Origin of the sequence: Ciceribacter sichuanensis (assembly GCF_024055605.1) — a bacterium.
GTDB lineage: Bacteria > Pseudomonadota > Alphaproteobacteria > Rhizobiales > Rhizobiaceae > Allorhizobium > Allorhizobium sichuanense.
In genome coordinates this window covers 330,708-351,597 of record NZ_JAMXLX010000003.1, presented here as the reverse complement: position 1 = coordinate 351,597, position 20,890 = coordinate 330,708, and the positions used below count along the sequence as shown (strand labels likewise).

Genomic DNA, 20,890 nt, shown 5'->3' with positions numbered 1-20,890 from the left:
TTACTCCGCTGCTTCAACGAGTGGGGTCGGCGCGAAATCTTCGGGGAAATGCGTCATCGCGCTCATCACCGGATAGGGCGTGAACCCGCCGAGCGCGCAAAGCGATCCGAACTTCATGGTGTTGCAAAGGTCGCCAAGCAGCGCCCTGTTTTTCTCCGGCTCGATGCCATGAGCGATCCGGTCGACGGTCTCCACGCCGCGGGTCGAGCCGATGCGGCAGGGCGTGCACTTTCCGCAGCTTTCGACCGCGCAGAACTCCATGGCGAAACGGGCCTGCTTCAACATGTCGACCGTATCGTCGAACACGACGATACCCGCATGACCGATCAGGCCGTCCTTCGCAGTGAAAGCCTCGTAGTCGAAGATCGTGTCGAACAGCGAAGGCGGGAAATAGGCTCCGAGCGGTCCGCCGACCTGCACCGCCTTGACCGGACGGCCGTTGGCCGTGCCACCGCCGATGTCGTAGACAAGTTCACCGAGGGTCAGACCGAAAGCCGTCTCATAAAGACCGCCGTGTTTGACGTTGCCGGCGAGCTGGATCGGGATCGTGCCATGCGAACGGCCGACGCCGTAGTCACGGTAGAAGGCGGCACCCCGGTCCATGATGACGGGCACCGACGCCAGCGACATCACGTTGTTAACCACGGTAGGACAGCCGAAAAGCCCCTGAAGCGCCGGCAGCGGCGGCTTGGCGCGGACGATACCTCGCTTGCCTTCCAGCGAGTTAAGGAGCGACGTTTCCTCGCCACAGACATAGGCGCCGGCACCCATGCGGACTTCCATGTCGAAAGCGCGGCCCGATCCCATCACGGAAGGACCGAGAATGCCGGCCTCCCGCGCAATCCGGACTGCTTCCGTCATCACTCGGATCGCATGCGGATATTCCGAGCGCGTGTAGACGTAACCCTTAGTCGCCTCGGTCGCGAGAGCTGCAATCGCCATCCCCTCGATCAGCACGAAGGGATCACCCTCCATGATCATGCGGTCGGAAAACGTGCCGCTATCGCCTTCATCCGCGTTGCAAACGATGTACTTGCGATCACCCGGCGCATCGAGAACCGTCTTCCATTTGATCCCCGTCGGAAAACCGGCACCACCGCGTCCGCGCAGGCCACTGTCGGCCACCTGCTTGACGATATCGGCGGGCGCCATGGCGATCGCCTTTTCCAGCCCCTTCAGACCCTGGTAATGACGGTAGTCCTCCAGCGAAAGCGGATCGGTGACACCGCAGCGCGAGAAAGTGAGACGCGTCTGGCGCGAGAGGAAGGGCATGTCCTTGGTCTGTCCATGGAAAAGCGGATGCTCGCCGCCTTCAAGGAAATTGGCATCGAACAGGCTTGGCACATCCGAGACCTTCACAGGCCCATAGGCGACGCGATGATGGTCGGAGCGCACCTCGACAAGCGGCTCCAGCCAGAGCAGACCGCGCGAACCGTTGCGCACCACCTGCACGTCGAGCCCGCGCGCCTTCGCCTCGCGTACAATGGCTGCGGCCACCTTGTCGGCACCGACGGCAAGTGCGGCGGAATCTCCGGGAACGAAAACAGTCACGGTCATCGGCGTGCCTCCGCAACGAGTTCGCCAAGACAGTCCTCATCGAGACGCCCATGTAGCGCCCCATCCAGCATGGCGCTCGGCCCACAGGCGCAAAGCCCGAGACAGAAGACCGGTTCGAGCGTCACGGCACCATCGGGCGTCGTCTCGTGAAAATCGATGCCGAGAAGCGACTTCACCCGCTCGGCCAGCGCATCCCCGCCCATCGACTGGCAGGCTTCAGCCCGACAGAGCTTCAGCACATGGCGACCGGAGGTGTGAGAGCGGAAGTCGTGATAGAACGAAACGACGCCATGTACTTCCGCGCGCGACAGGTTGAGCGCCTGCGCGATCAGCGGCTTGGACTCTTCCGGCACATAGCCGAACGTGTCCTGCACGGCATGCAGGATCGGCAGCAGCGGTCCTTCAAGGCCCTGCAATTCGGAAATGATCGCGGATGTGCGAGACAACACATCATCCGAAGATGATCTCACATTCATGTTCAGTCCTCCCAAACCGACACGAACATCGCCAACCGGCCGATTCCTGAACCCGGGCGTCGCCGTCGGATAAACTGGCCGAAACGTTGACGAAGACCGGGATTTCCCATTCCCGGCCGACTTTCAGCAAGAATGATCCTCCACCCCCGGCAAGGTCAATAAAGCAGTCATGTGAGTTGATAGAAATTTTCTATCAAAACGCCTGAGCATTCGCCAGCCGTCCGGCCTCATGCAGCAGGGCGGAAACAAGGGGCGTGAAAGGTTCGCGATACTGCGCAACGAGGCCAACGGAGTGTTCGGCCTCCGGCTCCCCGATCGGGATCATTCGTATCTCTTCGGGAAACCCAAAGGATTCCGCGACATTGCGCGGCATGATCGAAGCCCACTTGCCTGTGCGGATATGGGCGAACAGCACGATCATCGAATTGGACTCAAGCGTCGGGTGCGGCGTGACCCCGGCCTCCGCCATATGCTGGTTGATGATGCGACGGTTCTGCATGTCCGCGGTCAATAGGCAAAGCCGAAGATCGGCCATATCCCGCCACGTCACTTTTTCGCGATCCGACAAGGGCGTCCCGGCGGCCGTGATCAGGTGATAGCGCTCCGAATATAAGGGCACCGAAGTGACCCGCCCGAGCGGTTCATTGTCGAGGTAGGTGATCCCCGCATCGATCTCCAGGTTCTCCAGAAGGCTCAGCACCTGCAACGAGGTGCGCGACAGGATGGAGAAGGTCACGTCCGGATGCTTGGCCTGAAAGGGCTCGGTGATGCGTGGCACCATGGAAAGCGCGGTTGGAACGACGGCAATGCGGATATGACCGGCAAGGCCACGGCGGGCGGCCCGCATCTCCTCCCGCATGGTGCGCGCATCGCCGACGATGCGCCGCGCCCATTCCAGCACCCGTTGCCCTTCGGGGGTCAGCCCCTGATAACGGGAACCGCGTTGCACCAGCATGACCCCGAGCTGATCCTCCAGCTGCCGGATCGCCGCCGACAGGGTCGGCTGGGTAATGCCGCACTCCTCGGCCGCACGGCCGAAATGTTGTGCTCTTGCGAGCGCGATGAAGAATTCAAGCTTGTCGATCAACGCCGCCTCCCCTGCATGCGCCAGCCGAGGAAGATCCGCGACAACGTTGCAGGGCTCAGGCGCCCTCGTGCACTTCGTTGGCAACGGGTGTCTTTTCGTCCGTTTCGCAATACATCTTGTAGAGCACGGAAACGAGTTCGTTGAGCGCCGGATCGCCAATCCGATAGAAAATCATGCGACCTTCGCGACGCGTCCGTACGAGATGCTCGGCCCTGAGACGAGCGAGCTGCTGGGAAACCACCGCCTGCTGTAACCCGAGTATCGTCTCGATTTCACCGACGGTTTTCTCGCCACGGCTGAGAATGCAAAGGATCAGCAGCCGCGTCTCATGCGAAAGCGCCTTCAGGAGCGTACTGGCAGCCCGCGCCTTTGACATGAAGTCGTCCAGCTGGTCCTTTTTCATTTCGGGACTGAAGGTCGGAACACTCATCAAACCATCCGGGCGCGAGGGCAATTACCGCCATGCGTCATATATAACGCAATGCAGCGAAACCCTAAATAGACGACTGCCGCTCTCAGGAAAAGAGCCTGCCCAACCCACAGAAATTGACGAAAATCAAAGCGCGATTGATTCCACTCTTTCCTTGAGAAGGGCCGCACTCCTTCCAAGTGCGGCATATTCGCTGACATCCAGCTCGGGAATGAGGTCGGCAATCACACCGCCGGCCCCGACGATTCGGGGAACCGACAGAGCGACATCCTCCACATCCACGATATGCGGGGTGACGATCGACACCGAAAGCACGTCGCGCTGATCCTGGGCGATCGCCTTGACGATGCGGGCGAGACCGGCGCCGATGCCGTAATAGGTCGCGCCCTTGCCGTTGATGATCTTGTAGGCGGCGTTGCGCACGCCTTCGTCGATCGACTGGCGCACATCCTCCGTCAGCGGCGATCCGATCTGCTCGGCAAAGGATTTGAGCGAAACCGAACCCGCCCGCGCATTCGACCAGCCGAGCACCTCGCTGTCTCCATGCTCCCCGAGCACATAGGCATGCACGGATTGCGGGGAAATGCCGAGATGACGGCCGATCAGGCTGCGGAACCGTGCCGAATCGAGGATTGTGCCTGAACCAATCACCCGCTGCGGCGGCAGACCGGAGAGGCGGGTCGCGACCTGGGTCATGATATCCACCGGATTGGAGGCGATCAGCAGGATTGCGTCCGGCGCGACCCGCAGGACCTCTCCGACGACATCGCGGAAAACGGCAGCATTGCGCTCCAGGAGTTCGAGGCGTGTTTCACCCGGCTTCTGACTGACGCCGGCGGCAAGGATGACGACACCTGCGCCGGCAAGTTCGGCATAGTCTCCCGCAATCACCGTCGTTGCGGAAACGAAGGGAACCGCGTGCGAAATATCCTCCGCCTGAGCGAGAGCCAGCGCTGCGTTGCGATCGACCAGCACGATATCGCTGACGATACCCAGCATGGCGAGCGCATAGCCAGCCGAACTTCCCACCATGCCTGCTCCGACGATGCCGACTTTCATGATTCTCTCCCCCAAGAGCAATTCCAGCAAAAGCGCGAAGCGGTTTTGCGTCCGGAATTGCATTAAAATGAACAGATAGAGCATCGAAGGCGCAATCGCCTTCGATGCTCTATCGCCCGTGACGAACGGCTGGTGGACTATCTCATTGCCCCGCGCTGCGTTTCAATCGCATTCCTTTGCCGTCATCGAAAAAACCAACGGCAGAAACCGGATGACGTCGTTACGATTGCCCTGTTTAAATGGCATGACAATGCGCTGCGATCCGCGGCAAGGACGGAACCACCATGCGAAAACTGCCGGCACTTTCGGCCATGAAGATCTTCGAGGTCGTGGGGCAGACCCGCAGCTTTACCCGCGCCGCCGACAGGCTGAACCTGACCCAGAGCGCGGTCAGCCGGCAAGTGCGCAATCTCGAGGAACAACTCGGAGAAACGCTGGTCATCCGCCGCCACCATCATCTCGACCTGACGCCGTCGGGCATCGAACTGCTCGAAGCGCTCCAGCGCGCATTCCACGACGTGGAGCTGACCGTCCGCAACATCATGGAGAAGAGCAACCAGCATCGCCTGCGCGTCAACGTACCGCCGACCTTCGCCAAGCGCTGGCTGATGCCCCGGTTCGGCAGCCTGCGCCGCTTTCTTCCCGATATCGAGATCAGCATCACCACCGAACTGCAGGACAGCCTGACCGAACGGAGCATCCTCGACTGCGCGATCCGCTTCGGCGACGGCGAATGGCCCATGCTGCAGTCCCAGGTGTTGATGACCGAACGCCATATCGCCGTCTGCTCGCCTCAATTGCTCGCCGGCTGCGCTACAGAACCTCTAGATCTTTCCGGCCTGACTTTCCTCCATGTTCTCGCCTCAGCCGACCAACGCTACCTGACATGGCAGCACTGGCTGGATGCAGCGGGCCTGAGCCATACCGATACCCGTGGCGGACTGGAATTCGACCTCCTCGACATGGCGATCGAGGCTGCCTGCAATGGCCTCGGCGTCACCGTTGCCGACCGCTTCATGGTAACGTCGCTGATGGAAGAGGGCAGGCTGATGCAGGTGCTGGACGTCGAAGTGGAGGGCCACGAATCCTACTGGCTGGTGACGAGGGCCGAGCAGATGGACCCTTCCAACGTGAAGGCCTTCCGGCAATGGCTGCATATGGAACTTTCCGGAGATCCGGAGCTTGCCGGAAACCGGGAGACCTAGCCAGGGGCGGCGCGGCCTGAAACATTCGATTTTCGAATGATGCACCCGAGAATAACTCGCTTGCGCGAACAGGCGGGACGGCTCCTACTTGGCGGAAAATCCGCCGGAAAAGCAGGGGTCCATGAGAGATTATCGCAACTTCATCGACGGCCGTTTCGTCTCGCCGGGAGAGAACCCCGCGATCGACGTCGTAAACCCTGCCACCGGTGAGATCTTTGCCGGCGTCCCGTCCGGCTCGGAGGCCGATGTCATCCGGGCCGTCGAGGCCGCAGCCCGTGCTCAGAAAGCCTGGAGCCGGCTTCCTGCAATCGATCGCGGCGACGCCCTGCGCCGGCTCGCCGACGCCGTGGAGCGCCGCTCGGCGCTGATCGGAGAAGCGCTTGCGTGGGAATCCGGCAAAAGCGTCGCGGATGCGACGGCCGAGACGATCTACGCCGCAGTCCTCATGCGCTATCACGCCGAATGGGCGCGGCGCATCGAGGGCGAGGTGATCGAGAGCGACACGCCCGACGAGACGCTGATGCTGAAACGCACCCCGATCGGCGTCGTGGCCTGCCTCATCCCATTCAATTTCCCGATCTACACGCTGGTGCGCAAGATCGCCCCGGCCCTCATCGCTGGCAATGCCGTCGTCGTGCGCCCGAGCAACAACACGCCCACCTCCGCCTTTGTCTTCGCCGAAGCGGTGGAGGAGGCCGCCCTGCCACCCGGGCTCATCAACATCATGACGATGACCCATGATGTCGCCGGAACCATGTGCACCCGGCCCGAAGTCGGCATGATCACCCTTACCGGCAGCGTTGCAGCCGGCCGCACCGTTCTCGAATACTGCAAGGCGAACATCGCCAAGCCGTCGCTGGAACTCGGCGGCAAGACCCCGGTGATCGTCGAGCCCGATGCCGATCTCGATGCCGTCGCGCGCATGGTGCTCGCGGCCAAGACCGCCCATTGCGGGCAGGTCTGCACCTCGGTCGAGCGCCTCTATGTGCATGAAGCCGTCCACGACATCCTGCTCGACAAGCTCCGCGCCGCCTTTTCCTCCCGCCGTTTCGGAGACCGTTCAAGAGACCCGGATCTGATGGGGCCTCTGGCCAACGCGGTTGCCCGTTCGCGTATCCATGCCATGGTCGAACGCGCTGCGGCTGAAGGAGCGAAGGTCGAGGCAGGCGGCGTCATCCCTCAGGGCGATGGCTTCTTCTATCCACCGACGCTTCTTTCCAACTGCCGGCAGGACATGGAGATCGTTCGCGAGGAAGTCTTCGGTCCCGTGCTTGCGGTCATCCCCTACGGAAACTTCGACGAGGCGCTAACAATGGCCAGCGACCACCAATACGGCCTCGCCTCCGTCGTCTTCTCGGAAAACTATCGCAAGGTGATGAAGGCCGCCAACGAAATCGAGGCCGGCGAACTCTACGTCAACCGTTTCCCCGCCGATCCCTATCAGGGCTACCACGCCGGCTGGAAACGTTCCGGCCTCGGCGGAGACGATGGCAAGCACGGCATGCTGGAATTCACCCAGACCCGATTGGTCATCCTGAAGCACTGACCCGCTCACCAACCTGCAAGCCTAAGAATACGATCGAACAATATCCCCGGGGAACCATCATGAAGATCGCATCGCTCAAGACCTATGTCGTTGCCGTCCCGCCACCGCATATCGGCGGCATGTACTGGATCTTCGTCGAACTCGAGACGGATTGCGGCATCAAGGGCATCGGCGAAATCTACGATACAGCCTTCCATCCCTCCGGTCTCGTGCCACTGATCGAGGATGTGTTCCAGCGCTACCTGCTGGATCACGATCCGCACCGGATCGAACGCTTCTGGCGGGCGGCCTATTCCAGCGGCTTCACTCAGCGACCGGATCCGACGATGATGGGCATCGTCTCCGGTCTGGAAATCGCCTGCTGGGATATCATCGGCAAGGCTGCGAACCGGCCCGTTTCCGACCTGCTCGGCGGAACCGTACACGAAAAGCTGCGCGCCTATACCTATCTCTACCCGAAGAACGCCGCAGGCGAATACGACTACAACAATCCCGACCTCGCCGCCGAGGAGGCAGTACGCGTGGTCGAAATGGGCTTCACCGCCGTGAAGTTCGACCCCGCCGGTCCCTACACCAACTATTCCGGCCACCAGCTTTCGCTCGGCGTCATGGATCGCTCAGAGGAATTCTGCCGCAAGATCCGCGACGCCGTCGGCAGCCGCGCCGATATTCTCTTCGGCACCCATGGTCAGATGGTACCGTCCTCTGCAATCCGGCTGGCAAAGCGGCTGGAGAAATATGATCCGCTCTGGTTCGAGGAGCCCGTGCCGCCCGGTCAGGAAGCCGCCATGGCAGAGGTCGCTCGAGCCACATCGATCCCTGTCTCAACCGGCGAACGACTCACCACGAAATACGAATTCCAGCGCGTTCTCCAGCTCGGCGCGGCCTCAATCCTGCAAATGAACGTCGCCCGCGTCGGCGGCCTTCTGGAGGCGAAGAAGATCGCCGGAATGGCGGAAGCCTTCTATGCCCAGATTGCACCGCATCTCTATAACGGCCCGGTCGGTGCGGCCGCATCCATCCAGCTTTCCGCGGCAACGCCGAATTTCCTGATCCACGAGGCGATCCTGGATTTCGGCGATTTCCACGGCCGGATCCTCAGGAACAAGCTCGCCTTCGACGACGGCTATCTCATTCCTTCCCGCGAACCGGGCCTCGGCATCGAACTCGACATGGAGGTCGTGGAACAGCACACGCCCTATACCGGCAAGCGGTTGCATCTGCAGATGGGGGCGGAACCCGCCGACGTCAAAGCCTTCGCTCCGGCCAAGGGCTGAACGACAAGCCATGACTTACGATTTCATCATCGTTGGCGCCGGCTCCGCCGGCTGCATTATGGCAAGCCGGCTGAGCGAGGATGGCCGCTACAGCGTTCTGCTCATCGAAGCCGGCGGCAAGGACGATAGCTTCTGGTTCAAGATCCCGGTCGGCTACGCCCGCAGCTATTACAACCCGGCCGTCAACTGGATGTATTCCACCGAGCCGGAACCTGAACTCGGCAATCGCCGCATCTACGCGCCCCGCGGCAAGGTGCAGGGCGGATCGGGATCGATTAACGCCATGATCTTCGTGCGTGGCGCAGCACACGACTTTGACGACTGGGAAGCCGCCGGCAATCCCGGCTGGGGCGCGAGCGACGTTCTCCCCTATTTCCGCAAACTGGAAACCCATGCCGCGGGTGCCTCGGAATGGCATGGCGGTGATGGTCCCATCCACGTCACACCGATGCGCGGCGATATTCATCCGGTTTCCGATGCTTTCCTTGCGGCTTGCGAAGAGCTCGGACTTCCGGACAACACCGACTTCAACGGAGCCTCTATCGAAGGAGCCGGCGTCTACGATATCAATACGCGCTGCGGCCAGCGTTCCCACTCCAGCGCCGAATATCTGCGGCCAGCATTGAAACGATCCAACCTCGCCATCGAACGCAACGCGGTCGCCCGGCGCCTCCTTTTTGCAGAGGATGCGCGGGTGAACGGCGTCGAAGTAGTGCAACATGGGCAACTGCGTTCATTCAAGGCCCGCAGGGAAGTCATCCTCGCGGCAGGAGCCGTCGATACCCCGAAGCTTCTGCAACTCTCGGGCATTGGCCGTGGCGAGGCTTTGCAAGCTTTCGGAATAGACACCCGCCATAACCTCCCGGCGGTTGGCAAGAACCTTCAGGATCATATCTGCGCCAGCTTCTACTATCGTGCCAACCGGCCGACCTTAAACGGCAGCTTCGGCAGCATTTTCGGGCAGGCGGCATTCGGCCTGCGCTATCTGCTGACCCGCACGGGCCCCTTCGCGATGAGCGTCAACCAGGCTGGCGGCTTCTTCCGGGGCAGCCCAGATGCACCTCACCCGAACATCCAGCTTTATTTCAACCCGCTCTCCTATCGCATTCCGGAAAATCCGAGATCGGGGTTGAAACCGGAGCCCTATCCGGGCTTCCTCATCGCCTTCAACCCATGCCGGCCGACCAGCCGCGGCGAGATCGCCATAGGTTCGCCCGACCCGGCAACGGCCCCCCTGATCCGCCCCAACTATCTCTCCACGGAGCACGATATCGATGAGGTGTTGCAAGGCAGCCATCTGGTCCGCCGGATCGCTTCAACCCCGTCCCTGACCGCAATCACCGAGGAAGAGGTGTCTCCATCCCCGACTGCCAACACGGACGAAAAGCTGCTCGACTACTTCAGGCAGAACAGCGGTTCGATCTATCACCTGTGCGGAAGCTGCGCGATGGGGCCGGACGAACGGCAATCCGTTGTCGATGCACGCCTGCGCGTACATGGGATGGCAGGCCTTCGGATCGTCGATGCATCCATCTTCCCGAACGTTACCGCCGGCAACATCAATGCACCGACCATGATGGTTGCCGAAAAAGGCTCCGCCATGATTCTGGAAGACGCCCGCTGAACACAGCAGGCCTTGAAACGAGCAGACAGCAAGAAACAAAAAAGCCGGCGCGCTAGGCCCGGCTTTCTTTCATTCTGGATCGGTTGCGGCCAGCCCGCAGAAGCTACTCAGGCGGCGATCAATATGCCGTTCAGATGAGTCAGTTCCGCAAGATACTGCTCAAGACGGGTCTTGTGCTCGTGGTTGTCGGCCGCGTTCAATTCGGCGCGCGCAGTCTCGATCCGTTTCGTCAGCGTTTCGCGGTTCAGCTCGGTCATCGCAACGGCCGATTCTGCCAGAAGCGTGCAGCCGGTCGGAACGATATCGGCAAAGCCGCCGAAAACGACGTACTTACTGACCTGACCCGAGGCGAGCTTAACCGAAACGACACCCGGTTTGATGGTGGTCATGGTCGGCGCATGGTTGGCCATGACGGTCATTTCGCCTTCGGTTGCCGGAATGACAACTTCGCTCACCTTTTCGGAAAGCAACAGGCGCTCGGGCGAAACGAGTTCAAAATTGAAATTGTCGGCCATGATAGTTCACTTCTCTCGTGGATGAAGGACCGGCACGCAGGAGCATTGCCCCGCGTGCCGCAGATCCATTATCAGGCAGCTTCGGCGGCCAGCTTCTTGGCCTTTTCGATAGCTTCGTCCATGGAGCCGACCATGTAGAAGGCCGCTTCCGGCAGGTGGTCGTATTCGCCGTTGACGAGACCCTTGAAGCCCTTGATCGTGTCTTCGAGAGCAACGAGCTTGCCCGGCGAACCGGTGAAGACTTCGGCAACGAAGAACGGCTGAGACAGAAAACGCTCGATCTTGCGGGCGCGGGCAACTGCGATACGGTCGTCTTCGGACAGCTCGTCCATGCCGAGGATGGCGATGATGTCCTGAAGAGCCTTGTAACGCTGCAGGGTCGACTGAACCTTACGGGCCACCTCGTAGTGCTCTTCGCCGACAACCAGCGGATCGAGCATGCGCGAGGTGCTATCGAGCGGGTCAACGGCCGGGTAGATACCCTTTTCAGCGATCGAACGCGACAGAACGGTCGTTGCGTCCAGGTGGGCGAACGAGGTTGCCGGAGCCGGGTCGGTCAAGTCGTCGGCGGGAACGTAAATGGCCTGAACCGAGGTGATCGAGCCCTTGGTCGTGGTGGTGATGCGTTCCTGCATCTGGCCCATGTCCGTGGCAAGCGTCGGCTGGTAGCCAACGGCCGACGGGATACGGCCAAGCAGAGCCGACACTTCGGAGCCTGCCTGCGTGAAGCGGAAGATGTTGTCCACGAAGAACAGAACGTCCTGACCTTCATCACGGAACTGTTCGGCGATCGTCAGACCGGTCAGAGCGACGCGAGCGCGAGCGCCCGGTGGTTCGTTCATCTGGCCATAAACGAGTGCAGCCTTGGAGCCTTCGCCACCGCCGTGCTTGTTAACGCCCGACTCGATCATTTCGTGATAGAGGTCGTTACCTTCGCGGGTACGCTCGCCAACGCCGGCGAATACCGAGTAACCGCCGTGTGCCTTGGCCACGTTGTTAATAAGTTCCATGATCAGAACGGTCTTGCCGACGCCAGCGCCGCCGAACAGGCCGATCTTGCCGCCCTTTGCATAAGGAGCGAGAAGGTCGACGACCTTGATGCCGGTGACGAGGATCTGTGCTTCCGTGGACTGCTCGACGTAAGCCGGAGCTTCCTGGTGGATCGCGCGACGGACGCCCGTGTCGAGCGGACCGGCTTCGTCAACCGGCTCGCCGATGACGTTCATGATGCGGCCGAGGGTTTCCTTGCCGACCGGAACGGAGATCGGAGCACCCGTGTCGGAAACCGGCTGGCCACGAACGAGACCCTCGGTTGAGTCCATGGCGATCGTGCGGACCCGATTCTCGCCGAGGTGCTGTGCGACTTCCAGCACCAGACGGTTGCCGTGGTTGTCGGTTTCCAGCGCGTTCAGGATCGCGGGCAGCTCGCCGTCGAAAGCGACGTCAACAACAGCGCCGATGACCTGGGTAACCCGGCCGACAGAGCCGGTTGCGGACTTCGCCGCAGTAGATTTCGGGGTAGCTGCCTTAGCCATGTTTCTTACCCTCTTTCCTTAACCTCAGAGCGCTTCCGCGCCCGAAATGATTTCAATGAGTTCCTTGGTGATCTGCGCCTGACGCTGACGGTTGTAGGAAAGCGTCAGCTTGTTGATCATCTCACCTGCATTGCGCGTCGCATTGTCCATGGCACTCATCTTGGCGCCCATTTCCCCGGCGACGTTTTCGAGCAGAGCTCTGAAAACCTGAACCGAGATGTTGCGCGGAATGAGATCCGTCAGGATCGCGCCTGCATCCGGCTCGTATTCGTAGACTGCGGTAGCGCCTTCCGAAGCGGCTGCCTCGCCGGCGGAAGCCGGGATGAGCTGCTGCGCGGTCGGAACCTGGCTGATGACCGACTTGAACTCCGAATAGAACAGAGTGCAGACGTCGAACTCGCCCTTATCGAACATAGCGATGATCTTCCGACCGATCGCATCAGCGTTCTCAAAGCCGATCTTCTTGACTTCGCGCAGGTCCGTGCGTTCGACAATCAGGCTGCCGAATTCGCGACGAAGGCTGTCATACCCCTTCTTGCCGACGCAGAAGATCTTGACGGTCTTGCCGGCCGCCAGGAGCTTGCGGGCGTGATCGCGGGCAAAGCGCGCAATCTGGGAGTTGAAGCCGCCGCAAAGGCCGCGTTCTGCCGTGCAGACGACGAGCAGATGCACGTCGTCCTTGCCGGTACCCGTCATCAGCTTCGGAGCGCCATCGTCACCACCCACCGCCTGGGCGATATTGGCAAGGACGGCACTCATCCGCTGCGAGTAGGGCCGGGCAGCCTCGGCCGCCTCCTGCGCACGACGCAGCTTCGCCGCGGCGACCATCTTCATCGCCTTGGTGATTTTCTGCGTCGCCTTGACGGAGGCGATCCGGTTTTTCAGATCCTTAAGTGAAGGCATCCGTTATCCGTCCTTGGCTTGAGCCCCGATTACGCGAAAGACTTGGCGAAAGCGTCAAGAGCAGCCTTGAGCTTGCCCTTGGTGTCGTCGCTGATGGCCTTTTCCGTACGGATGATGTCGAGGATAGCCTTGCCTTCCGACCGGAGGTAGGAAAGCAGACCCTGTTCGAACTTGCCGACCTGGGCAACCGAGATCTTGTCGAGGTAACCGTTTACACCAGCGAAGATCACCGCAACCTGTTCTTCCGTCTTGAGCGGTGAGAACTGCGGCTGCTTCAGAAGTTCGGTCAGACGTGCACCACGGTTCAGCAGGCGCTGGGTGGAAGCGTCGAGGTCCGAACCGAACTGGGCGAAGGCAGCCATTTCGCGATACTGGGCGAGTTCGCCCTTGATCGAGCCGGCAACCTGCTTCATCGCCTTGATCTGGGCCGACGAACCAACGCGGGAAACCGAAAGGCCGACGTTAACGGCCGGACGGATACCCTGGTAGAACAGGTCGGTTTCGAGGAAGATCTGGCCGTCGGTGATCGAGATCACGTTGGTCGGAATAAACGCCGAAACGTCGTTACCCTGGGTTTCGATAACCGGCAGAGCGGTCAGCGAACCGGCGCCACGCTCGTCGGAGAGCTTTGCAGCGCGCTCGAGCAGACGGGAATGCAGGTAGAAAACGTCACCCGGATAAGCTTCGCGGCCCGGAGGACGACGCAGCAACAGAGACATCTGGCGGTAGGCAACGGCCTGTTTGGAAAGGTCGTCATAGCCGATCAGGGCATGCTGGCCGTTGTCGCGGAAGTATTCGCCCATGGCGCAACCGGCGAACGGTGCGAGATACTGCATCGGAGCCGGGTCGGAAGCGGTCGCTGCAACGACGATCGAGTACTTGAGAGCGCCGCGTTCTTCGAGAACCTTCACGAACTGTGCAACGGTCGAGCGCTTCTGACCGATAGCGACGTAGACGCAGAACAGCTTGTCGCCGTCCGGACCATTGTCGTGAATGGCCTTCTGGTTCAGAATCGTGTCGAGAATGATGGCGGTCTTGCCTGTCTGACGGTCGCCGATGACCAGTTCGCGCTGGCCGCGACCGACCGGGATCAGGGCGTCGATGGCCTTGAGGCCGGTCGACATCGGCTCATGAACCGACTTGCGCGGAATGATGCCGGGTGCCTTGACGTCGACGCGAGCGCGACGGGTGGCATTGATCGGACCCTTGCCGTCGATCGGATTGCCGAGCGCGTCAACGACGCGGCCGAGCAGTTCCGGACCAACCGGGACGTCCACGATGGCGCCGGTCCGCTTGACGGTGTCGCCTTCCTTGATGTCGCGGTCGGAACCGAAAATAACGACACCGACGTTATCGGCTTCGAGGTTCAGCGCCATGCCGCGGATGCCGCCGGGGAACTCGACCATTTCGCCGGCCTGAACATTGTCGAGGCCGTAAACGCGGGCGATACCGTCACCAACGGAGAGAACCTGGCCGACTTCCGAGACTTCCGCCTCTTTGCCGAAATTTTTGATTTGATCTTTCAGAATTGCGGAAATTTCCGCGGCGCGGATATCCATCAGCCAACCTCTTTCAGTGCAAGCTTAAGGGTGGAAAGTTTGGTGCGAAGGGACGTGTCGATCTGGCGCGAGCCGACCTTGACGATCAGACCACCGAGAATGGACGGATCGATCGAGACGTTGATCGAGACATCCTTGCCAGTGACGCCCTTCAGCGCCGCCTTCAATTCGTTTTCCTGTTCGGAAGTAAGTGCATGAGCAGACGCTACTTCGGCGGTGACTTCACCGCGATGACGGGCTGCGATCTGTCGGAAAGCGGCAATCATGCCCGAAACGGCAAAAAGCCGCCGGTTGCCGGCAACCACCTTGAGGAAGTTTGCGACGAGACCGCCGATGCCGGCCTTTGCGCAGAGCGCTTCAACGGCCTTGGACTGATCCTCGGCGGTAAACACCGGAGAAAGCACCAGTCGCTTCAGGTCGTCGCTTTCATCGATCATCGCCTGGAAACGGTTGAGATCGGCGGCAACTGCATCAACGGAACCGGCTTCGAGAGCAAGCTCGAAAAGCGAGGATGCATAGCGCTCCGCCACGCCTGAAATGACTTGGGATGTGTCTGCCACGGGCAAAATATTCCCTGATTTTCATCCAGAATCTGCCCGCCCCTTGGAGGCGATGCGCATAACCCTGAAATCGTTACGTTTTCCCCCGAAAACACAAGAATAGTCCGCTTGCGTTTTCCGAATTTCGCGGTCCGTCTAGCATAGGAACTCTGGACTCGCAACACGCGTATTAACGGAATGAGTCTTTAGGACAAGACCTTGGCAGCAATTTTCCGGGAAACTGCGTCAAATTGCCAGAATGCCTCTGCGTCCGAATGCCCCGACCGCTCAGACGAGACCAAAGAAGAAAATGATCGGCAAAGCAGCCAAGGCAATTTCCACAATCAGGAATAGAAAATTCGCAACCGTCGCGCCTCTGTCGGACATGATCGAAAGTACCCTTCCGAACGCTGCAAGAACGACGGCGGAGCCGAGTGCGAAATAGACCATTGGCTGGGCAAGAAGGAGAGCGGTTCCCGCGAAGCCCGCAATCAGGCCGCCAGCCGAACGGACGGCACTATAGCCTTCCGGCCGGCCATCTCTCGGCTGGACGCCGAAAAGCTTCATGGCGATGCCCGGTGCGAACATTACGAAAGCACCGATCAGAACCATGGCGGCGGCGGCTCCAAAGGCCAGTTGCTCACCGAACTCCGTCGGAAAATAGAACTCCATCTGTCATCCCCGTCTTGCGAAATCAGTCAGGCGAGGCTTATCGCACAAACGAGTGGATCGCGGTATCTCCTGGAAATGCCAGTTGGGACGGATTTCGGTGGATTACAGGAAGCTTTGCGGGTCGACATCGACCTGGACCTGGATCGAGCGACGTTCCTTCGGCCCGTTGGCGAGCATGGTCCGCACGAAACCCTGCATATCGCTGTTGCGACGGCCATGAACGAGCAGACGGAAGCGATGGCGACCTCGGATCAGCGCAAGAGGCGCCTCCGCCGGCCCGAGAACGGCCACGCCGGACTCCGAGGGGGCTGCCTGCCTGAGCTGCCTCGCATGGGTTTCGGCATCGATCCGGTTGTCAGCCGAAACGATGATCGACACCAGCCGGCCGAACGGCGGCAGGCCGGCGCGCTCGCGCTCGAGGATTTCCCGATCGTAGAAGGCTTCGGCGTCACCCGAGACAATCGCCTGCATCACCGGATGCATCGGCTGGAAAGTCTGCAGTAAACCGTGGCTCTTGCGCCCCGTTCGCCCAGCACGACCCGTCACCTGCGAAAGGAGCTGGAAGGTGCGTTCGGCCGCCCGCGGGTCGCCATTGGCAAGGCCGATATCGGCGTCCACGATGCCGACAAGCGTCATGAGCGGGAAGTTATGCCCCTTCGCGACAAGTTGGGTGCCGATGACGATATCCGCCTCGCCATTGGCAATGGCCTCCAGCTCGAGGCGCAATCGCTTCACGCCGCCAAGGTCGGAGGAAAGCACCAGTGTCCGGGCATCGGGGAAGTGCTTCTCGACTTCCTCCGCGATGCGCTCGACGCCGGGTCCGCAGGCGACCAGATGATCGAGTGTTCCGCATTCCGGGCAGGCCTGCGGCGTCGGCTCGGCATAACCGCATTGATGGCACTGGATCTGCCCGCGAAACCGGTGCTCCACCAGCCAGCTGGAACATTGCGGGCACTGGAAGCGATGACCACAGACACGGCAGAGCGTCAGCGGCGCATAGCCACGGCGGTTTAGGAAGAGCAGCGCCTGCTCCTTGCGCTCGACCGTCTTGCCGACGGCCTTGAGCAATAGCGGCGAAATGAACCCGCCACGTTCCGGCGGATGCCGGCGCATGTCGATGAGATGCAGGTCCGGTAGTGCTGCGCCGGCGAAACGTGTCGGCAGATGAATGCGCCGATAGCGCCCGCTCTGGCTATTGACCTGGCTCTCGACCGAAGGTGTCGCCGATACCAGAACCACGGGGAAACCGGATATCCTGGCACGCACCACCGCCATGTCGCGGGCGTTATAGAAAACCCGGTCTTCCTGCTTGAAAGCGGGATCGTGCTCTTCGTCGACGATGATGAGGCCAAGATCCTCGAAGGGCAGGAAGAGAGCGGAACGCGCGCCGGCCACCACGCGGATATCGCCGGTCGCGCATTGACGCCAGACCTTTTCGCGGGTCTTCGTCGCCAGATCCGAATGCCATTCCCCCGGCTTCGCGCCGAAGCGATCCTGAAAGCGTTCGAGGAAATTGGCTGTCAGCGCGATTTCCGGCAGGAGGATCAGGACCTGCTTTCCCTGCCGCAACGTCTCGGCAATCGCCTCGAAATAGACTTCGGTCTTGCCGGATCCCGTCACACCGTCGATCAGGGCGACCGAAAAGCCTCCGGCGCGAACGCCTTCGAGGATTTCGTCGGCCGCTTCCTTCTGTGGTCCGGCCAGCCGGGATTCGGCAAATTCAGGATCGGGCTTGGCCACCAGCGGCGGCGGCGGCAGGAACACTGTTTCGAACACGCCCTGTTTCACCAGCCCGTCGATCACGCTCGAGGAAACCCCCGATGCATGGGCGAGCCCGCTCTTCGTCCAGGAAAGACCATCCGCCGCGAGATCGAGAACCTTGCGCCGCGCGGGCGTCAGTTTCTCCGGCTCGATACCGGAAAAGCGAAAACCTTCCACCATCGGCTCTGGATCGAACGCGGCCGGCGCCCGAAGCGCCATGCGCGCTACATAACCCGGAGGCGACAAAGTATAGGACGCTACCCAGTCGATAAAGGTGCGCATGTTCAGGTCAAGCGGCGGACAATCGAACACCTTGGTGATGGCACGCAGCTTCTTCGGATCGACGGAACCGGCATCCGGCCCGTCCCAAACGACACCGATGACCTGACGCGGCCCGAGCGGCACCTGCACGATCGAGCCCGGCTCGGCCGCCATGCCTTCCGGCACGGCATAGCTGTAGGCCGTCGGCGCCGGCATCGGCACCAGAACGGGCACGACGCGAGGGCGCGGCGGCGAACCGAACAGTCCGGGCGAATCGTCTCTCATGGGGCGCCAACTTGCATGCAAGGACCCGGAAAGGAAACCGCAAATACTCCACGGAAATGGGAACGACCCGCGGAAGACCGCGGGCCGTAATATCTCATGCCGTCAGGAGGAAAGAAACCAACCGGCTATCCCCGAGCGGCATAGCGTCGGGCAGGCGTCGCCATCTCGGCTCCCATCTGGCGCAGTTGCGAAGCGCCATCACGCGCGCCCTCTCCAAGCCGGAACTGCCCGATCAGATCGCGAAGCCGCTGCGATTCGACGGCAAGCGTTGCACTGGCGGCATTCGCTTCCTCGACCATGGCCGCATTCTTCTGCGTCACCTGGTCCATCTGGTTGACAGCGGTATTGACCTCCGAGAGCCCCAGCGATTGCTCGCGGGCGGAAGTCGCGATCGCGTCCATATGTTGATTGACGGTAACGATATAGGCCTCGATCGTCTTCAGCGCCTCGCCGGTATCCTTGACGAGCTTCACCCCGTTTTCCACCTCCGCGCTGGAATTGCGGATGAGATCCTTGATCTCCTTGGCGGCCTGGGCCGAGCGCTGGGCAAGCTCGCGAACTTCCTGCGCGACGACGGCAAATCCCTTGCCTGCGTCCCCGGCACGCGCGGCTTCGACCCCGGCATTCAGCGCCAGCAGGTTGGTCTGGAAGGCAATCTCGTCGATCACGCCGATGATGCTGGCGATCTGGTTGGAAGACTGCTCGATGCGCTGCATGGCATTGACCGCATCCGCCACCACCGCGCCGGAATGGGTCGCACTGGTGTTGGCCTGCACGGCAACGCTTCGAGCCTCTTCGGCCCGCCTCGAGGAGTTCGTCACATTGGCGGTGATTTCGTCGAGTGCGGCAGCGGTCTCCTCCAGCGAGGCGGCCTGCTGCTCGGTGCGCTTGGAAAGATCGTCCGCGCTCTGGCTGATCTCCTGCGTGCCGGTGTCGATGGAGCGTGACGCGGCAGCGACCGCGGCCATGGCACGACCGAGCTGGGTGACGGCTGCGTTGAAGTCGCTTCTCAGGCTCTCGAACTCGGCGGCAAAGGGATCGGCGAGATGGAAGGAAAGGTTGCCGGCGGCAAGCTGCCTCAGGCCATCCGCCAGCCCGGCAGTCGCCTGGGTCATGGCCTCGGTCCGCACCCGCTCGATGTCCATGTTGCGGCGACGCTCGCGTTCCGTCGTCTCCTGCGTTGCCGCAGCCTCTTCCTCGAGACGCCGATTGGCAATCGCATTGTTGCGGAAAACCTCCACCGCCGCGGCCATGGCCCCGATCTCGTCAGGCAGACCGATGCCCGGGATATCACAATCCGTGTCGCCATCGGCCAGTCGGCGCATGCTGGCGGTCATGTTGCGAATGGGGCCGGCAATGCTGTGCGCGACAAGCCACATCGCGGCGATGCCGCCCAGCGCGATGACGGCGGCCACGGCGACCTGCAGGACACCGTCACTGGCGTTGCGATCCGTGAGATCCTGGTCGAGCTTCGTCGCCTCGGCCATCGCGACCGCACGCGGAACGTCGATCATCACCGACCAAGGCGTCTTGGTCCTGCCGATGATAATTGGCGAAAACGCCTTGAACGCTTCGTTGCTGGCCAGGACCTCCTCCTTGCCGGACTGGATGAGCGACAGATATTGCGACAGGGCGCTGTTACCCTGATCGAACGGCTGGCCAATAGTCTCCGGTTTCTCGCTGGAAGCCACCACCAGCCCCTTGTAACTGACGATCGATACCGACGCCTTGCCCCCGTAGATCGATGCTTTCACCTGTTCGGCGAGCTTCTGCACGAAAGAGAGATCGAAATCGGCACCGGCAACACCGGCGAATTTTCCGTTGACGGTAATCGGCGCCGACATGGTAGCGAGATAGACGCTCTTGCCTTGTACGATATAGGGCAACGGATCGAGAATGCTTTCGCCATGGCCCGTTTGCGGGCCGATATACCAGCCACCCTTCATCACACCGTTCGGGTGAAGCTCGGAGCTGTCATATTCCACCAGCGGCTGGATCGCGATCTTGCCGGCGGCATCCCGGGTCCAGTACGGCAGGAAGCGGCCCGTTGCATCCGATCCCATATCGCGACGATCACGAAACTCGGCATCAGCGCCATCGAGCGCATTCGGTTCCCATGCGCTGTAGGTGCCATTGAAACGCGGATTGTCCTTGAGCACGTTCAGGAGAAGCGCATTGAGCTGCGTCCGGCGGGTTTCAGGCGGGGTGAAGGCATCGCCGCCGGCCAGCATCTCGAAGCTCCGCGCCATGACGCGAGCCGCATCGAAAGCGCCATCGAGCGAGGAGCGAATGACACCCGCTTGCGTGGATGCGAGTGTCTGAAGACTTTCCCTGGTCTTCACATCCGTGAGGTTGGTCACCTGCGTTGCGACGAACTCCCTCGTGCTGCTCGCTGAAATGATCCCGTAACCCACCAGCCCCGCCGTGGCCGCAAGCACGCAGACACCCGAAAGGGTTGCAATCTTTAACTGTATAGACTTGAAGCGCATTCCGTAATCCCCCTGAGCGCGCATGAATCCGGGAGCAGGCACCAAGACCTATTGCTCCGCGTAACAGCCATCAAATTGAGGGGGTTTGTGGTTAATGAAGATCAACCAGA

17 protein-coding genes are annotated in these 20,890 nt (G+C 61.2%); 4 read left to right on the top strand and 13 right to left on the bottom strand.

Annotated elements, in window-relative coordinates; all coding sequences use genetic code 11:
• The 5 genes from NBH21_RS12285 to NBH21_RS12265 all read right to left on the bottom strand — a co-directional run bounded on the left by NBH21_RS12285 (window position 1) and on the right by NBH21_RS12265 (window position 4,609).
• A complete protein-coding gene (locus tag NBH21_RS12285; protein ID WP_250913425.1) occupies window positions 1-1,557 on the bottom strand; it encodes a formate dehydrogenase beta subunit in 1,557 nt (518 codons plus the stop codon).
• Window positions 1,554-2,033 carry a formate dehydrogenase subunit gamma gene (locus NBH21_RS12280; RefSeq protein WP_250913426.1) on the bottom strand — a complete coding sequence of 160 codons (480 nt, stop codon included), beginning with the start codon at window positions 2,031-2,033 and terminating at the stop codon, window positions 1,554-1,556. Before NBH21_RS12280 ends, NBH21_RS12285 begins: the two co-directional genes overlap by 4 nt.
• A gap of 193 nt (window positions 2,034-2,226) precedes the next feature.
• Window positions 2,227-3,120: a LysR family transcriptional regulator gene (locus NBH21_RS12275; protein ID WP_250913427.1), complete on the bottom strand. Its 894-nt coding sequence runs from the start codon at window positions 3,118-3,120 to the stop codon at window positions 2,227-2,229.
• A gap of 55 nt (window positions 3,121-3,175) precedes the next feature.
• Window positions 3,176-3,550, bottom strand: coding sequence for an ArsR/SmtB family transcription factor (locus tag NBH21_RS12270; RefSeq protein WP_250913428.1), 375 nt, complete (start codon window positions 3,548-3,550; stop codon window positions 3,176-3,178).
• Window positions 3,551-3,676: 126 nt separating this feature from the next.
• A complete protein-coding gene (locus tag NBH21_RS12265; protein ID WP_250913429.1) occupies window positions 3,677-4,609 on the bottom strand; it encodes an L-lactate dehydrogenase in 933 nt (310 codons plus the stop codon).
• Between the two features lie 284 nt (window positions 4,610-4,893).
• On the opposite strand from NBH21_RS12265, the gene NBH21_RS12260 reads away from it, so the two are divergent.
• The 4 genes from NBH21_RS12260 (at window position 4,894) to NBH21_RS12245 (ending at window position 10,261) form a co-directional block, all read left to right on the top strand.
• Window positions 4,894-5,814: a LysR substrate-binding domain-containing protein gene (locus NBH21_RS12260; protein ID WP_250913430.1), complete on the top strand. Its 921-nt coding sequence runs from the start codon at window positions 4,894-4,896 to the stop codon at window positions 5,812-5,814.
• A gap of 121 nt (window positions 5,815-5,935) precedes the next feature.
• Window positions 5,936-7,360, top strand: coding sequence for an aldehyde dehydrogenase (gene aldA / locus NBH21_RS12255; protein ID WP_250913431.1), 1,425 nt, complete (start codon window positions 5,936-5,938; stop codon window positions 7,358-7,360).
• Window positions 7,361-7,419: 59 nt separating this feature from the next.
• Window positions 7,420-8,637 (top strand): mandelate racemase/muconate lactonizing enzyme family protein, encoded by a 1,218-nt coding sequence (locus NBH21_RS12250; RefSeq protein ID WP_250913432.1) that lies wholly within the window; start codon window positions 7,420-7,422, stop codon window positions 8,635-8,637.
• Window positions 8,638-8,647: 10 nt separating this feature from the next.
• Entirely contained in the window at window positions 8,648-10,261 is a 1,614-nt protein-coding gene (locus tag NBH21_RS12245; protein ID WP_250913433.1) for a GMC family oxidoreductase, read from the top strand.
• 107 nt (window positions 10,262-10,368) lie between these two features.
• Here the strand turns inward: NBH21_RS12245 and NBH21_RS12240 are convergent, their stop codons facing one another.
• The 8 genes from NBH21_RS12240 to NBH21_RS12205 form a co-directional block, all read right to left on the bottom strand.
• On the bottom strand, window positions 10,369-10,776 hold the full coding sequence (locus tag NBH21_RS12240) for a F0F1 ATP synthase subunit epsilon (protein WP_250913434.1): 408 nt from the start codon (window positions 10,774-10,776) through the stop codon (window positions 10,369-10,371).
• A gap of 71 nt (window positions 10,777-10,847) precedes the next feature.
• On the bottom strand, window positions 10,848-12,311 hold the full coding sequence (atpD, locus tag NBH21_RS12235; RefSeq protein WP_250913435.1) for a F0F1 ATP synthase subunit beta: 1,464 nt from the start codon (window positions 12,309-12,311) through the stop codon (window positions 10,848-10,850).
• A 24-nt stretch (window positions 12,312-12,335) separates the two neighbouring features.
• Entirely contained in the window at window positions 12,336-13,214 is an 879-nt protein-coding gene (locus tag NBH21_RS12230; RefSeq protein WP_250913436.1) for a F0F1 ATP synthase subunit gamma, read from the bottom strand.
• 29 nt (window positions 13,215-13,243) lie between these two features.
• Complete coding sequence (atpA, locus tag NBH21_RS12225; protein WP_250913437.1) at window positions 13,244-14,773, bottom strand: F0F1 ATP synthase subunit alpha; 1,530 nt, start codon at window positions 14,771-14,773, stop codon at window positions 13,244-13,246.
• Complete coding sequence (locus NBH21_RS12220; protein WP_342452008.1) at window positions 14,773-15,333, bottom strand: F0F1 ATP synthase subunit delta; 561 nt, start codon at window positions 15,331-15,333, stop codon at window positions 14,773-14,775. The genes atpA and NBH21_RS12220 overlap by 1 nt, the downstream gene beginning before the upstream one ends.
• A 267-nt stretch (window positions 15,334-15,600) precedes the next feature.
• The gene (locus tag NBH21_RS12215) at window positions 15,601-15,984 is read right to left on the bottom strand and encodes an AGROH133_08824 family phage infection protein (protein WP_250913439.1); all 384 of its coding nucleotides are present in this window, start codon (window positions 15,982-15,984) and stop codon (window positions 15,601-15,603) included.
• Between the two features lie 102 nt (window positions 15,985-16,086).
• On the bottom strand, window positions 16,087-18,291 hold the full coding sequence (locus tag NBH21_RS12210) for a primosomal protein N' (RefSeq protein ID WP_250913440.1): 2,205 nt from the start codon (window positions 18,289-18,291) through the stop codon (window positions 16,087-16,089).
• Window positions 18,292-18,416: 125 nt separating this feature from the next.
• Window positions 18,417-20,780: a methyl-accepting chemotaxis protein gene (locus tag NBH21_RS12205; RefSeq protein ID WP_250913441.1), complete on the bottom strand. Its 2,364-nt coding sequence runs from the start codon at window positions 20,778-20,780 to the stop codon at window positions 18,417-18,419.
• Between the last annotated feature and the right edge of the window lie 110 nt (window positions 20,781-20,890).

Bases quoted from the DNA above. Each gene is read 5' to 3' on its own strand.
- aldA (WP_250913431.1), top strand. From the start codon at position 5,936: ATGAGAGATTATCGCAACTTCATCGACGGCCGTTTCGTCTCGCCGGGA.
- NBH21_RS12230 (WP_250913436.1), bottom strand. From the start codon at position 13,214: ATGCCTTCACTTAAGGATCTGAAAAACCGGATCGCCTCCGTCAAGGCG.
- NBH21_RS12210 (WP_250913440.1), bottom strand. From the start codon at position 18,291: ATGAGAGACGATTCGCCCGGACTGTTCGGTTCGCCGCCGCGCCCTCGC.
- NBH21_RS12240 (WP_250913434.1), bottom strand. From the start codon at position 10,776: ATGGCCGACAATTTCAATTTTGAACTCGTTTCGCCCGAGCGCCTGTTG.
- NBH21_RS12215 (WP_250913439.1), bottom strand. From the start codon at position 15,984: ATGGAGTTCTATTTTCCGACGGAGTTCGGTGAGCAACTGGCCTTTGGA.
- NBH21_RS12205 (WP_250913441.1), bottom strand. From the start codon at position 20,780: ATGCGCTTCAAGTCTATACAGTTAAAGATTGCAACCCTTTCGGGTGTC.
- NBH21_RS12265 (WP_250913429.1), bottom strand. From the start codon at position 4,609: ATGAAAGTCGGCATCGTCGGAGCAGGCATGGTGGGAAGTTCGGCTGGC.
- NBH21_RS12245 (WP_250913433.1), top strand. From the start codon at position 8,648: ATGACTTACGATTTCATCATCGTTGGCGCCGGCTCCGCCGGCTGCATT.
- NBH21_RS12285 (WP_250913425.1), bottom strand. From the start codon at position 1,557: ATGACCGTGACTGTTTTCGTTCCCGGAGATTCCGCCGCACTTGCCGTC.
- NBH21_RS12260 (WP_250913430.1), top strand. From the start codon at position 4,894: ATGCGAAAACTGCCGGCACTTTCGGCCATGAAGATCTTCGAGGTCGTG.
- NBH21_RS12250 (WP_250913432.1), top strand. From the start codon at position 7,420: ATGAAGATCGCATCGCTCAAGACCTATGTCGTTGCCGTCCCGCCACCG.
- NBH21_RS12270 (WP_250913428.1), bottom strand. From the start codon at position 3,550: ATGAGTGTTCCGACCTTCAGTCCCGAAATGAAAAAGGACCAGCTGGAC.
- atpD (WP_250913435.1), bottom strand. From the start codon at position 12,311: ATGGCTAAGGCAGCTACCCCGAAATCTACTGCGGCGAAGTCCGCAACC.
- NBH21_RS12280 (WP_250913426.1), bottom strand. From the start codon at position 2,033: ATGAATGTGAGATCATCTTCGGATGATGTGTTGTCTCGCACATCCGCG.
- atpA (WP_250913437.1), bottom strand. From the start codon at position 14,773: ATGGATATCCGCGCCGCGGAAATTTCCGCAATTCTGAAAGATCAAATC.